The organism is Klenkia taihuensis (assembly GCF_900112525.1).
GTDB lineage: Bacteria > Actinomycetota > Actinomycetes > Mycobacteriales > Geodermatophilaceae > Klenkia > Klenkia taihuensis.
Genome location: NZ_FOMD01000002.1, coordinates 390686 through 407846, shown reverse-complemented (window position 1 = coordinate 407846; position 17161 = coordinate 390686). Strand labels below are relative to the sequence as shown.

Below are 17161 nucleotides of genomic sequence, written 5' to 3'. Positions count from 1 at the left end.
GGGAACGCGGTTGCAACGCCGTAGCCGGCGGCACATGGTCATGGGTGGTCGAAGGCGGTCGTCGACCCCCCCGATGACCTGGAAAGACGGTCATAAGCGGTCTGAGCTGGTCCTACATGGTTTCAGAAGATGCGGTCTCGTAATGAGAAGGTCGTCGGTTCGATTCCGACAGGCGGCTCCACGTCCTCGTCCGGACGCCGGCGGCTACCGTCCCGGTGTGCCCCGGAGCGCCGGTCCCGCAGCGCCGGTCCGGCGGCGCTCGGCGGTCGCCGCCTTCCTCGCTGGTGGAGCGGTCGGTCTGCTGGGCGGACTGGTCGGCCTCGGCGGGGCGGAGTTCAGGCTGCCGTTGCTCATCGGCGTCTTCGGCTTCGCGGCCCTGTCCGCGGTGATCGTCAACAAGGCCATGAGCCTGGTGGTGGTGACCGCGGCGCTGCCCGCGCGGCTGGTCGCCGTCCCGTTCGGCGAACTGGTCGCGCACTGGTCGGTGGTGGCGGTCCTGCTGAGCGGCAGCCTGGCCGGCGCCTGGCTCGGTGCGGGCTGGGCCGTGCGCATGCGGTCGGCCACCCTGCACCGGGTGCTGGGCGGTCTGCTGGTTCTCGTCGCCGTCGTGCTGCTGGTCAACCACGCCGGTGTCGTCGGGTCGTGGGACCTGCCGGCGGTCTGGCGGGTCGTGGTCGGCGCGCTCGCCGGGGTGGGCATCGGGGTCGTCGCCGCGCTCCTGGGCGTCGCCGGGGGCGAGCTCCTGATCCCCACCGTCGTGCTGCTGTTCGGGGTCGGGATCACCACCGCCGGCAGCCTGTCCCTCGTCGTCTCGCTGCCCACCATGCTGGTCGCCTTCGCCCGGTACCGCCGCGACGCCGCGTTCGCCGTCCTGCGGGAGAACGGGCGCTTCGTGCTCGTCATGGCTGCGGGGTCCGTCGCGGGCACCGTGGTCGGTGGGCTCCTGCTCGGCGTGGTGCCCGGCGCCGTCCTCGTGCCGCTGCTCGTGCTGCTGCTCCTGCTGTCGGCCGTGCGCGTCTGGCGGCACTGACCCCCGGACACCGGCCCGGAGCCGCGGTCAGCCGCGCAGGCGGGTGGCCAGCACCGCGGCGACGGAGTCCAGCGCGCCGGGGACGAGGGCGTAGTAGGCCCACACGCCGCGCTTGTCGCGGGTGAGCAGGCCGGCGTCCACGAGCACCTTGAGGTGGTGGGACACCGTCGGCTGGGACAGCCCGACGGGGTCGGTCAGGTCGCAGACGCAGGCCTCCCCGCCCTCGTGGGCGGCGACGAGGGAGAGCAGCCGCAGTCGGGTGGGGTCGGCGAGGGCCTTGAGCGTGCGGGCGAGGGCCTCGGCGTCCGGTGGGCTGATCGGCGCGGCGACCAGCGGGGCGCAGCAGGCCTGCGCCTCGACCGTGGCGTGCAGGGCCGTCGTCATGGGCCGAGTGTGCCGCAGCCATCGACGACTGTCGATATTGACGACCATCTATGCATCAGGCACAGTGCCCATCGACAGACGTCGATGGATGGAGGGGTCGTGGCCGCCACGAGCGAGGACCTGCGCGAGGAGGTCCGGGCGCGGTACGCCGCCGCTGCCCGGGCGGTCGCCGGCGCCGACGCCGACGGTTGTTGTGCGCCTGCAGCGCGGGCCCCGGAGGTGGACGACCGGTTCGGCGCCGCGCGCTACGACGCGGAGTCCAGCGCGCAGCTGCCCACCGAGGCGGTCCTGGCCTCCCTGGGGTGCGGCAACCCGCTGGTCGTGGCCGACCTGCGGCCGGGGGAGCGGGTGCTGGACCTGGGATCCGGTGGTGGCATCGACGTGCTGCTGTCGGCCCGCCGGGTCGGCCCGGCCGGGTTCGCCTACGGGGTGGACATGACCGAGGAGATGCTCGAGCTGGCCCGCGCCAACGCGGCGAGGGCCGGGGTGACCAACGTCGAGTTCCTCGCCGGCACCATCGAGGCGCTCCCGCTGCCCGACGCCGCGGTCGACGTGGTGATCTCCAACTGCGTGGTCAACCTGTCCACCGACAAGCCCGCCGTGCTCGCCGAGGCCTTCCGGGTGCTGACCCCCGGCGGGCGGATCGGCATCTCCGACGTCGTCGCCGAGGACCACGTCACCCCCGAGCAGCGCGCGGAGCGCGGCTCCTACGTCGGCTGCATCGCCGGGGCCCTCTCCAGGGACGAGTACCTGACCGGGCTCGCCGCCGCCGGTTTCGTCGACGCCACGGTCACCTTCACCCACGAGGTCGCCGACGGCCTGCACGGCGCGGTCGTCGCCGCCACCAAGCCCGCCGAGCCCGCCCCGTGAGCGACCCCGTCCGCGAGGCCCGCCGCCCGGGCACCACCACCGACACCCCGGTGCTGGCGCAGCTGTCCACCCTGGACCGGTTCCTGCCGGTGTGGATCGTCGCCGCCATGGCGCTCGGGCTCGTGCTGGGCCGCACCGTCCCGGGCCTGGACACCGCGCTGGAGGCGGTCACGGTCGGCGACGTGAGCCTGCCGATCGCCGTCGGGCTGCTGCTGATGATGTACCCGGTGCTGGCCAAGGTCCGCTACTCCGAGCTGGACCGCGTCACCGGCGACCGACGGCTGCTGCTGGCCTCCCTCGCCCTGAACTGGCTCGTCGGCCCGGCGCTGATGTTCGCCCTGGCCTGGCTGCTGCTGCCCGACCTGCCCGAGTACCGCACCGGGCTGGTCGTCGTGGGCCTGGCCCGCTGCATCGCGATGGTGCTCATCTGGAACGACCTGTCCTGCGGCGACCGCGAGGCGGCCGCCGTGCTGGTCGCGATCAACTCGGTCTTCCAGATCCTGGCCTTCGCCGCCCTGGGCTGGTTCTACCTGCAGGTGCTGCCCGGCTGGCTGGGCCTGTCGACCACCTCCGCGGAGTTCAGCGTCTGGGCCATCGTCGTCTCCGTCCTCGTGTTCCTCGGCATCCCGCTGCTCGCCGGGTTCCTCACCCGGACGATCGGTGAGCGCCGGAAGGGCCGCACCTGGTACGAGACGCGCTTCCTGCCCCGCATCGGGCCCGTGGCGCTCTACGGCCTGCTGTTCACCATCGTCGTGCTCTTCGCGCTCCAGGGCGACGCGATCACCTCCCAGCCCTGGGACGTCGTCCGCATCGCCGTGCCGCTGCTGGCCTACTTCGCGCTGATGTTCGGCGGCTCGTTCGCCCTCGGCGTGCGGCTGCGGCTGGGCTACGCGAAGACCGCGACGCTGGCCTTCACCGCGGCCGGCAACAACTTCGAGCTCGCCATCGCCGTGGCCATCGGCACCTTCGGCGTCACCTCCGGGCAGGCCCTGGCCGGCGTCGTCGGCCCCCTGATCGAGGTGCCGGTCCTCGTCGCCCTGGTCTACGTGTCCCTGTGGGCCGCCCGCCGCTGGTTCCCCGGCGACCCCACCGTCCCCACCACCCCGAGGAGCACGGCCCCGTGACCACCCCCAGCGTCCTGTTCGTCTGCGTGCACAACGCGGGCCGCTCGCAGATGGCCGCCGGCTGGCTGACCCACCTGGCCGGGGACGCCGTCGAGGTCCGGTCCGCCGGGTCCCTGCCGGGCGACCAGGTCAACCCCGCCGCCGTGCAGGCGATGGCCGAGGTCGGCGTCGACATCTCCGCCGCCACGCCGAAGGTGCTGACCACCGAGGCCGTGCAGGCCTCCGACGTGGTCATCACCATGGGCTGCGGCGACGCCTGCCCGGTCTTCCCCGGCAAGCGCTACCTCGACTGGGACCTCGACGACCCCGCCGGTCAGGGCGTGGAGGCCGTCCGGCCGATCCGCGACGAGATCGAGGCCCGGGTCCGCGGCCTGCTCGCCGAGCTCGACGTCGTCGGCTGACGGCGGTCACGCCACGGGCAGCCCGGCGAGCCCCGCGGCGAGGCCGAGCAGGGCGCAGACGCCCAGGGTCGTCAGCACCGACAGCTTGACCTTGAACAGCAGCACCGCGGCGACCACGGTCAGCACGGCCGCGACCGGCCGCAGGGTGGTGACGTCGGGCAGCTCCAGGGCGACCGGCCCCCACGCGGCCCGGCCGCTCTCGGCGAACAGCGTGTGGACGGCGAAGTAGACGCCCAGGTTGGCGATCACCCCGACGACGGCGGCCGTGATGCCGGTGAGCGCCGCCGACAGGCTGCGGTTGCCGCGCAGCCGCTCCATGTAGGGGGCGCCGAGCAGGACGAACAGGAAGCTGGGCACGAAGGTCACCCAGGTGACCAGCAGCGAGGCCAGGACGGCGGCCACCCACGGGTCCAGGTCGCCCGGGGCGCGGTGGGCGCCGAGGAACGCGACGAACTGCACGACCATGATCAGCGGCCCCGGGGTGGACTCGGCCAGCGCCAGCCCGCGCACCATCTCCCCGGGGGACAGCCACCCGTAGACGGCGACGGCCTGCTGGGCGACGTAGGCGAGCACCGCGTAGGCGCCGCCGAAGGTCACCACCGCGGCGCCGGAGAAGAACAGCCCCTGCTCGGTCAGGGTGGAGTGCGCACCGGTGAGCACGGCGACGAGGCCGATCGGCACACCCCAGGCGACCAGCCCCACGGCCAGGGTGCGCAGGGTGCGCCCGGCAGAGGGGGCCTCGGCGTGCAGGACGTCGTCCGGGACGACCGGCGGCGGGCCGTCGTCGACGTCGGCGGCCCCCGGCCTCTGCCGCAGCATCCCGGGCCGGTACCGGCCCACCGCCCAGCCGGCGAGCCCGGCGACGGCCACGACCACGGGGAAGGGCACCCCGAACAGGGTGAGCGCGAGGAACGCGGCGACCGCGACGGCGACGAGGGCCGGGCTGGTGAGGGCCTTCTTCCCGACCCGGGTGACGGCCTGCACGACGACGGCGAGCACCGCCGGCGCCAGACCGGCGAACAGCGCCAGGACGGCGGTCGTGGTGCCGAAGGCGACGTAGACCGCGGACAGCGCCAGCAGGGCGAGCAGACCGGGCAGGACGAACAGGCCGCCGGCGACCAGTCCGCCGCGGGTGCCGTGCAGCAGCCAGCCGGTGTAGGTGGCCAGCTGCTGGGCCTCGGGGCCGGGCAGCAGCATGCAGTAGTTCATCGCGTGCAGGAACCGGCGCTGGCCGATCCAGCGACGCTCCTCGACCAGGGAGCGCTGCATGACCGCGATCTGGCCGGCCGGCCCGCCGAAGGTCTGCAGCGAGATGAGGAACCAGGCCTTCACGGCGGCGCGGAACGGGACCGTGGTCCGCCCCGTCGGGTCGGCCGTGCCGGTGCCCGGTCGCGGCGGGGCGGGGTCGGGGGTCATCGCTGGTCCTCGGGGCCGTGGGCGCGGGGCCCGGTGCTGCGGGTGGGGGTCAGGCGGGTTCGTGCCCGCGCAGCAGCCGCTGGCGGTGGTAGGCGTGCAGGCCGTCGAACACGGCGTCGGTGACCGCGAGGGTCTGCTCGTCGGTGCCGATCATCGACAGCCCGCGCACCACGGCGTCCATGCCGGGTGCCTCGGGGGCGTCGAAGGCGTCGTCGTCGAGGTCGGCCACGTGCACGACCTCGGCGATCCGCCACAGCACCGGGTCGTGCAGCTCGTGCACCCGCAGCAGGGTCTCGAAGGTGCAGTCCTCCCCGCGGTGGCCGAACCCGGCGCCGGGGACGTCGAAGAGCACCAGGTCGGCCGGGAGCGCGGCCGGGTCGGACCAGTCGTCGAGGAAGACGAACTCCGCCGCGGGGTCGATGTGCCGGCGGATCAGCCACGCGCAGGCCGCACGGTCGATGTGGACACCGGCCCGGGTCGCCCACCTCATGCCGGCCCCGCCGTCGTGGCGCGGGCCTGCTCGACCCCCGCGCCGCCCGCCGGTCGGCCGAGCCGTGCGACGGCCCGCTCGGCGTCGTCGCGCTGGGGCGGGGAGGTGAAGTCGCGGCGGGTGACCGCGCGCAGCTCCCGGCGCAGCCGGCGCAGCTCGCGGGTCCGTTCGTCGCCGGCCAGCCCGGCCGCCTGCTCGGCGGCCTCGGCGAGGGCCAGGTACTCCTCGGCGCGGGCGGCGGTCATCTCGGCCAGCAGCTGCTGCTCGTGCTCGGCCGTCACCGGACGGGCCAGCCAGACCCCGGCGCGGCCACCGGCGGCGACCACGTCGGCGGCGACCCACTCGAGCTCCTCGCGGGTGCGGGCGTCGGCGGGCAACCCCACGACGCCGTCGCCGAAGGAGGCCACCCCCATCCGCCGCAGCCGCCGCCACACCGTCGTCCGCGGCCCCGAGGGCTCCCGGGGCAGGCGGTGGCTGAGCACCACCCACTCCCGCCCGACCGTCGCGCTGGTCACGTACCGATGCAACCACAGTTGCACCGGGGATGGCGACCCGGGTCCCGTCGCCGTCCTCCCGCCCGTCCGGCGCCGCGCTGGTCGTGACGGTCAGGGCTGACTGTGTACCGTCCCGGGCATGACCCTGCCCGACGTGCTGCGGGGCCGGCTGAGCCTGCCGGTCGTCGCCTCGCCGATGTTCATCGTCTCCGGCCCCGACCTGGTCGTGGCCCAGTGCTCGGCCGGCGTGGTCGGCTCCTTCCCGGCCCTCAACGCCCGCCCGGCCGCCCAGCTCGGTGACTGGCTGACCGAGATCGACGAGCGGCTGGCCGCCGCGGCCGCCACCGGCGCCGCCGTGGCCCCCTACGCGGTGAACCAGATCGTGCACCGCTCCAACGACCGGCTCGAGGCCGACGTCGCCCTCTGCGTCGAGCACGAGGTGCCGATCGTGATCACCTCGCTGGGCGCCCGCGAGGACGTCTACGACGCGGTGCACTCCTACGGCGGCATCGTCCTGCACGACGTCATCGACGACCGCTTCGCGCACAAGGCGGTCGACAAGGGCGCCGACGGCCTCATCGCGGTCGCCGCCGGCGCCGGCGGCCACGCGGGGACGACGTCGCCGTTCGCGCTGGTGCGGGAGATCCGCCGCTGGTTCGACGGGCCGCTGGCGCTGTCCGGCGCGATCGCGCACGGCTCGTCGGTGCTGGCCGCGCAGGCCGCCGGCGCCGACCTCGCCTACGTCGGCTCGGCGTTCCTGGCCACCACCGAGGCGCGGGCGGCCGAGGGCTACAAGCAGATGGTGGTCGACAGCTCCGCCGCCGACATCGTCTACAGCAACCTGTTCACCGGCGTGCACGGCAACTACCTGGCCGGCTCCATCCGCGCCGCCGGCCTCGACCCCGCCGACCTGCCCACCTCCGACCCCAGCGCGATGAGCTTCGGGTCCGACGGCGGGGCCAAGGCCTGGCGCGACGTCTGGGGCTCGGGCCAGGGCATCGGCACCGTCGACGCCGTCGTCCCCGCCGCCGAGCTGGTCGCCCGGCTGGGCCGGGAGTACGCCGAGGCCAAGGCCGCACTCGATGCCGCCGTCCTCACCCCGGCCGCCGTCTGACCCGACCCCGCCCACGACGAGGGGCGCCGCACCCGGTCGGTGCGGCGCCCCTCGGTCGTCCGGGTGCGGTAGGTGCGGTCAGTGGTGGTTCGAGGCCTGCTTGGCGCGCTCGAAGGAGGCGTTGATCTCCGCCTCGGCCTCGGCGAGACCGACCCAGTTGGCGCCCTCGACGCTCTTGCCGGGCTCGAGGTCCTTGTAGGTCTCGAAGAAGTGCTGGATCTCCAGCCGGTCGAACTCCGACACGTCGGTGATGTCCTTGAGGTGGGCCATCCGCGGGTCGGTGGCCGGCACGGTCAGCACCTTGTCGTCACCCCCGGCCTCGTCGGTCATCCGGAACATGCCGATCGCCCGGCAGGTGATGAGGCACCCGGGGAACGTCGGCTCCTCCAGGAGCACGAGCGCGTCGAGCGGGTCGCCGTCCTGACCGAGGGTCGCCTCGATGTACCCGTAGTCGGCCGGGTACCGCGTCGAGGTGAACAGCATCCGGTCCAGCCGGATGCGTCCAGTGGCGTGGTCCAGCTCGTACTTGTTCCGCTGGCCCTTGGGGATCTCTACCGTCACGTCGAACTGCACCGACGTAGTGTGGCCCACGACCGGCGACCGTGGGACGTCGAGGGTCCGGAACCTGTGGGGGAGGGGTCATCGCGAGCGCCCCGCCCACCTCTGGCACGGTCACCGTGCGGGCCCGCCGGAACTGGCGCAGACGCCTCTGGCAGGTCCTCGTCGCCCTCTGCGTGGTCGCCGCGCTCGCCGCCGGGGCGGTCCTGCTGACCACCCGCGAGGACGCCGACCCCGACGCGGTCGCCGCCGTCCCCACCGACGCCGTCGCCGTCCCCGACGCGCAGCTGCCGGAGCTCACCGAGCCCGCCGCGGCGCTGGCCGCGCTGTCCACCGGCGCCCCCGCACCCGACCCGGCCACCCTGCAGGCCGCGCTGGCGCCGCTGCTGGCCGCGCCCGCGCTGGGCAGCGGCCTGTCGGCCGAGGTGGTGGACGTCGCCACCGGCGCGACGCTGCTGGACACCGACGCCGACGACCCCGGCACGCCGGCCTCCACCGCCAAGCTGCTCACCGGGCTGGCCGCGCTCACCACCCTCGGCCCCGGCGCCACCATCGAGACCCGGGTGGTCGCGGGCGCCGAGCCCGGGCAGGTCGTGCTGGTCGGCGGCGGCGACCCGACCCTGTCGACCACCGCGCCCTCGCAGAGCTACCCCGGCGCGCCCACCGTCGCCGACCTCGCCGCCCAGGTGCAGACCGCGCTCGCCGGCACCCCCGTCACCTCCGTCGTCGTCGACGGCTCGCTGTTCACCGGCCCGCTCACCGCACCGGCCTGGGGCGCGGAGGACGCACCGTCGACCTACGCCGCCCCGGTCACCGCCGCCGCCGTCGACGGCGCCCGCGTGGTCCCCGGCCGCAGCCAGCGCAGCGGCCAGCCCGGCACCGACGCCGGTGCCGCCCTCGCCGCCGCGCTCGGCGTCCTCGGCGCCCCGGTCGCCCTCGGCACCGCCCCGGCCGGGGCCCAGGTGCTGGGCACCGTCGAGTCCGCCCCGGTCGAGCGGCTGGTCGAGCAGGCGCTCACCGCCTCGGACAACCTGCTCGCCGAGGACCTCGCCCGCCAGGTCGCGCTGGCCACCGGCCGGGAGGCCAGCTTCGCCGGGTCCGCCGAGGCGGTGGCCGCCGCGGTCGGCGCCGCCGGGTTCACCACGACCGGGCTGACGCTGTCCGACGGCAGCGGGCTCTCGGGCACCGACGCCGTCCCGGCCCGCCTGCTGGTCGACGTGCTCGAGGCCGCCGCCGACGGCTCGCGGCCCGAGCTGGGCAGCCTGCTGTCCGGCCTGCCGGTCGCCGGGTGGACCGGCACGCTCGCCGACCGCGGGGACGCCGACCCCGCCACCGCCCCCGGCACCGTGCGCGCCAAGACCGGCACCCTGGCGACCACCTCGGCCCTCGCCGGCGTCGTCACCACCGCCGACGGCCGGCTGCTGGCCTTCGCGCTGCTGGCCGACGGCACCCCGGGCAACGTCTCGGCGGCCGAGGCCGCGCTGGACGCCGTCGCCGCCCGGATGGCCGCCTGCGGCTGCTCCTGACCTCCTGCAGGGAACTCCGTCCTCCTGCACCAGAGCTCGTGGGGGAGGACGGAGTTCGACCAGGGGCCCTGATCATCGCTGCGCCTACGGTGGGTGCCATGGCCGACTCGCTGGTGGACTGGGACCTCGCCGCACGCACGGCCTCGCGGCTGGCCGGCGCCGGCCCGCAGACCACCCGCGCCGAGGCCGCCGCGGTCGTCGACGAGCTGCACGAGTGCGCCGGGACCGCGGTCGCCCACGTCGAGGGCCTCACCGGCCTGACCCCGGCCGCCGGCGCCCCGACCCCGGTCACCGCGGTCGTCGACCGGCCCGGCTGGGTGCGCGCCAACACCGGGGGCATGGCCGCCCTGCTCGACCCGCTCACCGAGGCGCTGCAGGAGAAGTCGGGCAGCCGTCCCGGCGCGGTCGCCCGCGCGGTCGGCGGTCGGGCCACCGGGCTGCAGGCCGGCGGGGTGCTGGCCTTCGTGTCCTCCAAGGTCCTCGGCCAGTACGAGGTCTTCGGCACCGGCGGCCGGCTGCTGCTGGTCGCCCCCAACATCGTCGACGCCGAGCGGAAGCTGGGCGTCGACCCGCACGACTTCCGGCTGTGGGTCTGCCTGCACGAGGTCACCCACCAGCTGCAGTTCACCGCCTTCCCCTGGCTGCGCACCTACCTGGAGTCCCAGGTGCAGGAGTTCGTCCGGGTCAGCGACCTCGACCCCGCCGCCCTGCGCGAGCGGCTGCGCGACGTGGTCGCCAGCCTGTCCGACGCGGTCCGCGGCAAGCCGCTCGAGGGCGACGCCCCGGCCGGGCTGATGGCCCTCGTCGGCGACCCCGCGCAGCAGGCCGTGCTCGACCGGGTCACCGCGGTGATGAGCCTGGTCGAGGGGCACGCGGAGTTCGTCATGGACGGCGTCGGGCCCGACGTCGTCCCCAGCGTGCGCACCCTCCGCAAGCGCTTCGGCCAGCGCCGCAAGGGCGTCGGCCCGGTGGACCGCGTGCTGCGCCGGCTGCTGGGCCTGGAGCAGAAGATGCAGCAGTACGCCGACGGCCGGCACTTCGTCGCCGGCGTCGTCGACCGGGTCGGCATGCAGGCGTTCAACACCGTCTGGACATCGCCGGGCACCCTCCCGCGCAAGGAGGAGCTCACCGACCCGCAGCGGTGGGTCGACCGGGTCATCACCCCCTACTGAGGTGGCCGGACCCGCCCCCGCCGTCGCCGCGGTCCGCTCGGCGGTCCGCCCGGGCCTCACCGGACCGGTGCTGGTGGCCTGCAGCGGCGGTGCGGACTCCCTGGCCCTCGCCGCCGCGGTGGCCTTCGAGGCACCCCGCGCCGGGGTCCCCGCCGGGGCGGTGACCGTCGACCACGGGCTGCAGGCCGGCTCCGCCGAGCGCGCCGGGGCGACCGCCGCGCTGCTGCGCGGCCTGGGCCTGGACCCCGTGCTCGTCCGGCGGGTCCGGGTGGGGACGGCGGGGGGCCCGGAGGCGGCGGCGCGGGAGGCGCGGTACGCCGCGCTGTCGGCCGCGGCCGCCGAGCACGGGGCGCGCGTGGCGCTGGGCCACACCCGCGACGACCAGGCCGAGACCGTGCTGCTGGGCCTGGGCCGGGGGAGCGGACCCCGCTCGCTGGCCGGGATGGCGCCGCTGCGCCCGCCGTGGTGGCGGCCGCTGCTGGACCTGCCGCGCGCGACCACCCGCGCCGCCTGCGCCGCGCAGGGGCTCCCGGTGTGGGAGGACCCGCACAACACCGACCCGGCCTTCACCCGGGTCCGGCTGCGCACCGAGGTGCTGCCGCTGCTGGAGGAGGTGCTCGGCGGCGGGGTGGCCGCGGCGCTGGCCCGCACGGCCGCGCTGCTGCAGGAGGACACCGGGGCCCTCGACGAGCTCGCCGCCGCCGTCGCCGACCCCACCGACTGCGCGACGCTGGCCGCGCTGCCGGCCGCGCTGCGCCGACGGGTGCTGCGCCGCTGGCTGCTGGCGGCGGGCACCCCCGACCTCGCCGCGGTGCACCTGCACGCCGTCGACGCCCTCGTCGTCGCCTGGCGCGGGCAGGGCCGGGTGGACCTCCCCGGCGGTGCGGGCGTCGTCCGGTCGTCTGGCAGGCTTGCGCTGCACGGCCCCCGAGCACAGCGCAGCGAACCCCCCAGCGAGGAGCCCCACCCGTGAGCGAGACCCCCCGCGGCCCCCTCGGCCCGGACCACGGCTACGGCCCCGACATCGACCACGTGCTGCTGTCCACCGAGCAGATCGACGAGAAGATCCGCGAGCTGGCCGACCGGATCGCCGTCGACTACGCCGGCCGCGAGGTCCTGCTGGTCGGCGTCCTCAAGGGCGCCGTGCTGTTCATGAGCGACTTCGCCCGGGCGCTGCAGCTGCCCACCCAGATGGAGTTCATGGCCGTCTCCTCCTACGGGTCGGCCACCAGCTCCTCGGGCATCGTGCGGATCCTCAAGGACCTCGACCGCGACATCACCGGCAAGCACGTGCTGGTGCTCGAGGACATCATCGACTCCGGCCTGACGCTGTCCTGGCTGCTGAAGAACCTGGGCTCGCGCGGGCCGGCCAGCCTCGAGGTGTGCGCACTGCTGCGCAAGCCCGACGCGGTCAAGGTCGACGTCCCCGTCGAGTACGTCGGGTTCGACATCCCCAACGAGTTCGTCGTCGGCTACGGCCTGGACTACGCCGAGCGCTACCGCGACCTGCCCTACATCGCCACGCTCAAGCCCGAGGTGTACTCCTCCTAGCGGGTTGACCCCCAGCCGCTGAGCAGGGGGCGCACAGCGTCCCCGGTGTACCGTCGATCCGACGACGTCGCCCGTCGCGACGCAGGATCCCTCACGTCGCGCGGCGTCCCCGGACGAGCAGGAGGGTCGACGGGCACCCCGGGGTCACCCGGTCGCCCGGCATCGGTATGGAACGCAAGAAGATCTTCCGGTCGGTCTGGTTCTGGGTCGCCCTCGTCGTGCTGGTCGTCGCGATCGGCGTGCAGTCCTTCAGCGGCGGCAGCGAGTACAAGGAGGTCTCCACCTCCACCGCGCTCGCGCAGTTCGCCGACGACAACGTCGCGAGCGTGACGATCAACGACCGCGAGCAGACCATCGACGTCGACCTGCGGAACGCGGTCGACGGCGAGCGCAAGATCACCGCCTCCTACCCCTCGGGCGCGGCCTCCCAGGTCTACGACCTGGTGACCGGCGCCGACGCGAACGGCTCGGGGAGCTCGGACCGGGCGGTCGACTTCGACACCAACGTCACCCAGGACAACGTCCTGACGTCGATCCTGATCAGCTTCCTGCCCTTCCTGATCATCCTGGGCCTGCTGTTCTGGCTGTTCAGCTCCATGCAGGGCGGCGGCCGCGGCGTCATGGCCTTCGGCAAGAGCAAGGCCAAGGCGGTCAGCAAGGACACCCCGAAGACCACGTTCTCCGACGTCGCCGGCGCCGACGAGGCCATCGAGGAACTGCACGAGATCAAGGACTTCCTGCAGAACCCGGTCAAGTACCAGGCCATCGGCGCCAAGATCCCCAAGGGTGTGCTGCTGTTCGGCCCGCCCGGGACCGGCAAGACCCTGCTCGCCCGCGCCGTCGCCGGCGAGGCCGGCGTGCCGTTCTACTCGATCTCCGGCTCGGACTTCGTCGAGATGTTCGTCGGCGTCGGCGCCAGCCGCGTGCGCGACCTGTTCGAGCAGGCCAAGACCAACGCCCCGGCGATCATCTTCATCGACGAGATCGACGCCGTCGGCCGGCACCGCGGCGCCGGCATGGGCGGCGGGCACGACGAGCGCGAGCAGACCCTCAACCAGATGCTGGTCGAGATGGACGGCTTCGACGTCAAGGGCGGCGTCATCATGATCGCCGCCACCAACCGGCCCGACATCCTCGACCCCGCGCTGCTGCGCCCGGGCCGCTTCGACCGGCAGATCGCCGTCGACCGCCCCGACCTGGCCGGCCGCGTCGCCGTCCTGAAGGTGCACGCCACCGGCAAGCCGCTGGCCGACGACGTCGACCTGGAGACCCTGGCCCGGCGCACCCCCGGCTTCACCGGCGCGGACCTGGCGAACGTGCTCAACGAGGCCGCGCTGCTCACCGCCCGGCACGGCGGCACGGTCATCACCGACGCCGCGCTGGAGGAGGCGATCGACCGCGTGCTCGCCGGCCCCGAGCGCAAGACGCGGGCGATGAGCGACAAGGAGAAGAAGGTCACCGCCTACCACGAGGGCGGGCACGCCCTGGTGGCCCACGCGCTGCCCAACCTGGACCCCGTGCACAAGGTGACGATCCTGCCGCGCGGCCGCTCGCTCGGGCACACCCTCGTGCTGCCGACCGAGGACAAGTACACCCAGACCCGCTCGGAGATGATCGACACCCTGGCCTACGCCCTCGGCGGGCGCGCGGCCGAGGAGCTGGTCTTCCACGAGCCCACCACCGGCGCCGGCAACGACATCGAGAAGGCCACCGGCATGGCCAAGGCGATGGTCACCCAGTACGGCATGAGCGCCAAGCTGGGCGCGGTGAAGTACGGCAGCGGTGACTCCGAGCCGTTCATGGGCCGCGACATGGGCTCCCGCCCGGACTACTCCGAGGCCGTGGCCGCCGACATCGACGGCGAGGTGCGCGCGCTCATCGAGGCCGCCCACGACGAGGCCTGGGAGATCCTGGTCGAGCACCGCGACGTCCTGGACCGGCTGGTGCTCGAGCTGATCGAGAAGGAGACCCTGTCCAAGGAGGACATGGCGCGCATCTGCGCCGGGGTCACCAAGCGGCCCTCGCTGGCGCCCTACAACGGCTTCGGCAAGCGCACCCCCTCCGACCAGCCCCCGGTGCTCACCCCGGCCGAGCGCGCCCGCGGCAACGGTGCCGCCGACGGCTACGACGCCGAGAAGCCGCTGCCCGTCGGCGACGCCGGCGCGCCTCGGTGATCGACCACAGCGTGGACCCGCGGCCGGTGCCGCACTCGGAGGACGGCGTGGACCACGCGCGTGCCGAGGCGGCCGTCCGGGAACTGCTGCTGGCGGTCGGGGAGGACCCCGACCGGCCCGGCCTGCGCGAGACCCCGGCCCGGGTCGCCCGCGCCTACGCCGAGACCTTCGCCGGCCTGCGGCAGGACCCGGCGACGATCCTGTCGACCACCTTCGACGAGGACCACGACGAGCTGGTGCTGGTCAAGGACATCCCGATGTACTCCACCTGCGAGCACCACCTGGTGCCCTTCCACGGCGTGGCGCACATCGGCTACATCCCCGGCTCCGACGGCCGGGTCACCGGCCTGTCCAAGCTGGCCCGCCTGGTCGAGGTCTACGCCCGGCGCCCGCAGGTCCAGGAGCGGATGACCAAGCAGATCGCCGACGCGATGGTCTCCTCGCTGCACCCGCGCGGCGTGATCGTGGTGGTGGAGGCCGAGCACCTGTGCATGGCCATGCGCGGGGTCCGCAAGCCCGGCAGCCGCACCATGACCTCGGCGGTGCGCGGGGTGTTCAAGGAGTCCGCGGCCACCCGCGCCGAGGCGTTGAGCCTGGTCCTCGGGCGGTGACCCGGCCCTGCCCCCCGACCCACCCGTGACCACCGACGGACGCTGCCTGGTGATGGGCGTCCTCAACGTCACCCCGGACTCCTTCTCCGACGGCGGCTGCTTCGCCGACACCCCCTCGGCGGTGGCCCACGGCCTCGCGATGCACGCCGCCGGGGCCGACTGGGTGGACGTGGGCGGGGAGTCCACCCGCCCGGGCGCCGACCGGGTCGACGCCGAGCAGGAGCTCGCCCGGGTGCGCCCGGTGGTCGCCGAGCTCGCCGCGGCCGGTGTGCGGGTCAGCATCGACACCACCCGCGCCGAGGTGGCCGCCGCCGCGCTGGACGCCGGGGCGCAGCTGGTCAACGACGTCAGCGGCGGGCTGGCCGACGCCGGCATGGCGCCGCTGGTCGCCGAGCGCGGGGTGCCCTGGGTGCTCATGCACTGGCGCGGCCACAGCCGCGAGATGCAGGCCGCCGCCCGGTACGGCGACGTGGTCACCGAGGTGTGCGCCGAGCTGACCGCCCGCGTGGAGGACGTCGTCGCCGCCGGCGTCGACCCCGGGCAGCTGGTGCTCGACCCCGGCCTCGGGTTCGCCAAGAACGCCGAGCACAACTGGGCGCTGCTGGCCGGCCTGGACCGGCTGGTGGCCCTCGGCCTCCCGCTGCTGGTCGGCGCGTCCCGCAAGACCTTCCTCGGCCGGCTGCTCGCCGACGACGACGGCGCCCCCCGCCCGGCCGACCGCCGCGACGCCGCCACCCTGGCCACCACCGTGCTCGCGGCCGAGGCCGGCGCCTGGGGGGTGCGGGTGCACGACGCCGCGTCCTCGGTCGACGCGGTCCGTACCGTGGCCGCCGTGCGCGCCGCCCGAGCCAGGAGGTCCCGTGCCTGACCAGATCGCCGTCCGGGGGCTCACCGCCCACGCCCACCACGGCGTCTACGCCTTCGAGCGCGAGAAGGGCCAGACCTTCTCCGTCGACGCCGTCCTCGACGTCGACACCGCGCCCGCGGCCGCCTCGGACGACCTGGCGGGGACCGTCAACTACGCCGAGCTCGCGCAGCAGCTGCACGCGGTGCTCACCGGTGAGCCGGTCGACCTGCTGGAGACCCTGGCGCAGCGGCTGGCCGACGTGTGCCTGGCCAACCCGCTGGTCGACGCGGTGGAGATCGTCGTGCACAAGCCCGAGGCCGACCTCGGCGTCCCCTTCGACGACGTCACCGTCTCGATCCGCCGCACCCGGCCGTGACCCGCGCCGTCCTGTCCCTGGGGGGCAACCTGGGCGACCGGGCCGGCACCCTGCGCGCGGCCTTCCGCGCGCTGTCCGGGGAGGGCCTGGTCGCCCGGTCGGTGCTCTACGAGACCCCGCCCTGGGGCCCGGTCGAGCAGCCGCCCTTCCTCAACGCCGTCGCCGTGGTGCGCGGCGACCGGGACGCCGCGGGCTGGCTGGCGCTGGCCCACGAGCTCGAGCAGGCCGCCGGGCGCACCCGCGAGGTGCGCTGGGGCCCGCGCAGCCTGGACGTCGACGTGGTCACCGTGACCGCCGACGACGGCACCCCGGTGGTCTCCGGCGACCCGGTGCTCACCCTGCCGCACCCACGGGCGCACGAACGCGCCTTCGTGCTGGTGCCGTGGGCCGACGTGGACCCGCTGGCGCAGCTGCCCGGCCACGGCCCGGTCCGGGACCTGCTCGCGGCGCTGCCCGCCGAGGACGTCGCCGCCGTGCAGCGGTGGGAGCACCTGGCGTGAGGGGCGCCGCGTGAGGGGCGCCGCGTGAGGCCGGTGCCCCGCCGCGACCTCGCGGTGGTCGCCGTCGGGCTGGCGGTGGCCGGCTGGCTGGTCGTGCGGGCCTTCTACGGCGACCTGCCGGCCTTCCACTGGTGGCAGCCCGTCCCGCTGGCGCTGCTGGCCGTCGCCGAGGCGCTGGGCGCCCGGTCCCTGCGCGCCCGGCTGACCACCGACCGCGACCGCCGCCGCGCGGCCCGGTCGGGGGAGGCGGCGGCGCTGCAGCCCGGGCAGCGGTCGGCCGATCCGGTGGAGCCCATGCTGGTCGCCCGGCTCGCCGTCCTCGCCCAGGCCAGCGCCTGGGCTGGTGCGGCCTTCGCCGGCCTGTGGACCGGCACCCTGGTGCACGCGCTCACCCGGCTCGGCCGGCTCACCGCCGCCACCGGCGACGCGGTCGCCGCCGGGGTCGGGGTGGCGTGCTCGCTGGCGCTGGTCGCGGGCGCGCTGCGGCTCGAGCAGGCCTGCCGCGTCGAGCCCGACGAGTAGG

At 75.1% G+C, this 17161-nt stretch carries 20 protein-coding genes; 15 read left to right on the top strand and 5 right to left on the bottom strand.

The window, feature by feature from the left end:
• Positions 1-217: 217 nt before the first annotated feature.
• On the top strand, positions 218-1030 hold the full coding sequence (locus BM158_RS09905) for a sulfite exporter TauE/SafE family protein (RefSeq protein WP_207506366.1): 813 nt from the start codon (positions 218-220) through the stop codon (positions 1028-1030).
• Between the two features lie 27 nt (positions 1031-1057).
• On the opposite strand, the gene BM158_RS09900 is transcribed toward BM158_RS09905, so the two are convergent.
• Positions 1058-1414 (bottom strand): ArsR/SmtB family transcription factor, encoded by a 357-nt coding sequence (locus BM158_RS09900; protein WP_091557360.1) that lies wholly within the window; start codon positions 1412-1414, stop codon positions 1058-1060.
• 99 nt (positions 1415-1513) lie between these two features.
• Here BM158_RS09900 and arsM point away from each other — a divergent pair, with 99 nt between their 5' ends.
• From arsM to BM158_RS09885, 3 genes are read left to right on the top strand one after another with little or no spacing between them, the layout of a single operon-like run.
• Positions 1514-2284, top strand: a complete 771-nt coding sequence (gene arsM / locus BM158_RS09895; RefSeq protein ID WP_207506364.1) for an arsenite methyltransferase — start codon at positions 1514-1516, stop codon at positions 2282-2284.
• Complete coding sequence (arsB, locus tag BM158_RS09890) at positions 2281-3408, top strand: ACR3 family arsenite efflux transporter (RefSeq protein WP_091557355.1); 1128 nt, start codon at positions 2281-2283, stop codon at positions 3406-3408. Before arsM ends, arsB begins: the two co-directional genes overlap by 4 nt.
• Entirely contained in the window at positions 3405-3809 is a 405-nt protein-coding gene (locus BM158_RS09885; RefSeq protein ID WP_091557351.1) for an arsenate reductase ArsC, read from the top strand. The genes arsB and BM158_RS09885 overlap by 4 nt, the downstream gene beginning before the upstream one ends.
• A 6-nt stretch (positions 3810-3815) precedes the next feature.
• On the opposite strand, the gene chrA is transcribed toward BM158_RS09885, so the two are convergent.
• The 3 genes from chrA to BM158_RS09870 are packed head-to-tail and all read right to left on the bottom strand — an operon-like array spanning position 3816 to position 6230.
• Positions 3816-5225: a chromate efflux transporter gene (gene chrA / locus BM158_RS09880; RefSeq protein ID WP_091557348.1), complete on the bottom strand. Its 1410-nt coding sequence runs from the start codon at positions 5223-5225 to the stop codon at positions 3816-3818.
• Between the two features lie 49 nt (positions 5226-5274).
• The gene (locus tag BM158_RS09875; protein ID WP_091557344.1) at positions 5275-5715 is read right to left on the bottom strand and encodes a chromate resistance protein ChrB domain-containing protein; all 441 of its coding nucleotides are present in this window, start codon (positions 5713-5715) and stop codon (positions 5275-5277) included.
• Complete coding sequence (locus BM158_RS09870) at positions 5712-6230, bottom strand: Chromate resistance protein ChrB (RefSeq protein ID WP_191328695.1); 519 nt, start codon at positions 6228-6230, stop codon at positions 5712-5714. Before BM158_RS09870 ends, BM158_RS09875 begins: the two co-directional genes overlap by 4 nt.
• Before the next feature lie 118 nt (positions 6231-6348).
• On the opposite strand from BM158_RS09870, the gene BM158_RS09865 reads away from it, so the two are divergent.
• Entirely contained in the window at positions 6349-7323 is a 975-nt protein-coding gene (locus BM158_RS09865; RefSeq protein WP_091557342.1) for an NAD(P)H-dependent flavin oxidoreductase, read from the top strand.
• Between the two features lie 78 nt (positions 7324-7401).
• On the opposite strand, the gene BM158_RS09860 is transcribed toward BM158_RS09865, so the two are convergent.
• A complete protein-coding gene (locus tag BM158_RS09860; protein WP_091059257.1) occupies positions 7402-7896 on the bottom strand; it encodes an inorganic diphosphatase in 495 nt (164 codons plus the stop codon).
• A 104-nt stretch (positions 7897-8000) separates the two neighbouring features.
• Between BM158_RS09860 and dacB the strand changes: the two genes are divergently transcribed.
• From dacB to BM158_RS09810, 10 genes are all read left to right on the top strand, one after another.
• The gene (gene dacB, locus BM158_RS09855) at positions 8001-9407 is read left to right on the top strand and encodes a D-alanyl-D-alanine carboxypeptidase/D-alanyl-D-alanine endopeptidase (protein WP_091557339.1); all 1407 of its coding nucleotides are present in this window, start codon (positions 8001-8003) and stop codon (positions 9405-9407) included.
• A gap of 98 nt (positions 9408-9505) precedes the next feature.
• The gene (locus tag BM158_RS09850) at positions 9506-10579 is read left to right on the top strand and encodes a zinc-dependent metalloprotease (RefSeq protein ID WP_091557335.1); all 1074 of its coding nucleotides are present in this window, start codon (positions 9506-9508) and stop codon (positions 10577-10579) included.
• Position 10580: 1 nt separating this feature from the next.
• Positions 10581-11552: a tRNA lysidine(34) synthetase TilS gene (gene tilS / locus BM158_RS09845; protein WP_091557331.1), complete on the top strand. Its 972-nt coding sequence runs from the start codon at positions 10581-10583 to the stop codon at positions 11550-11552.
• Positions 11549-12130, top strand: a complete 582-nt coding sequence (gene hpt, locus BM158_RS09840; RefSeq protein WP_091557327.1) for a hypoxanthine phosphoribosyltransferase — start codon at positions 11549-11551, stop codon at positions 12128-12130. Before tilS ends, hpt begins: the two co-directional genes overlap by 4 nt.
• Positions 12131-12297: 167 nt before the next feature.
• Positions 12298-14304: an ATP-dependent zinc metalloprotease FtsH gene (gene ftsH, locus BM158_RS09835; RefSeq protein WP_091557324.1), complete on the top strand. Its 2007-nt coding sequence runs from the start codon at positions 12298-12300 to the stop codon at positions 14302-14304.
• Positions 14305-14351: 47 nt separating this feature from the next.
• Positions 14352-14915: a GTP cyclohydrolase I FolE gene (gene folE / locus BM158_RS09830; protein ID WP_207506363.1), complete on the top strand. Its 564-nt coding sequence runs from the start codon at positions 14352-14354 to the stop codon at positions 14913-14915.
• A 25-nt stretch (positions 14916-14940) separates the two neighbouring features.
• Positions 14941-15783: a dihydropteroate synthase gene (gene folP, locus BM158_RS09825; protein ID WP_229827717.1), complete on the top strand. Its 843-nt coding sequence runs from the start codon at positions 14941-14943 to the stop codon at positions 15781-15783.
• A complete protein-coding gene (gene folB, locus BM158_RS09820; protein WP_091557320.1) occupies positions 15776-16138 on the top strand; it encodes a dihydroneopterin aldolase in 363 nt (120 codons plus the stop codon). The genes folP and folB overlap by 8 nt, the downstream gene beginning before the upstream one ends.
• A complete protein-coding gene (gene folK / locus BM158_RS09815) occupies positions 16135-16638 on the top strand; it encodes a 2-amino-4-hydroxy-6-hydroxymethyldihydropteridine diphosphokinase (RefSeq protein ID WP_091557317.1) in 504 nt (167 codons plus the stop codon). Before folB ends, folK begins: the two co-directional genes overlap by 4 nt.
• 24 nt (positions 16639-16662) lie before the next feature.
• Complete coding sequence (locus BM158_RS09810; protein ID WP_091557314.1) at positions 16663-17160, top strand: DUF3180 domain-containing protein; 498 nt, start codon at positions 16663-16665, stop codon at positions 17158-17160.
• The last annotated feature ends 1 nt before the right edge of the window (position 17161 follow it).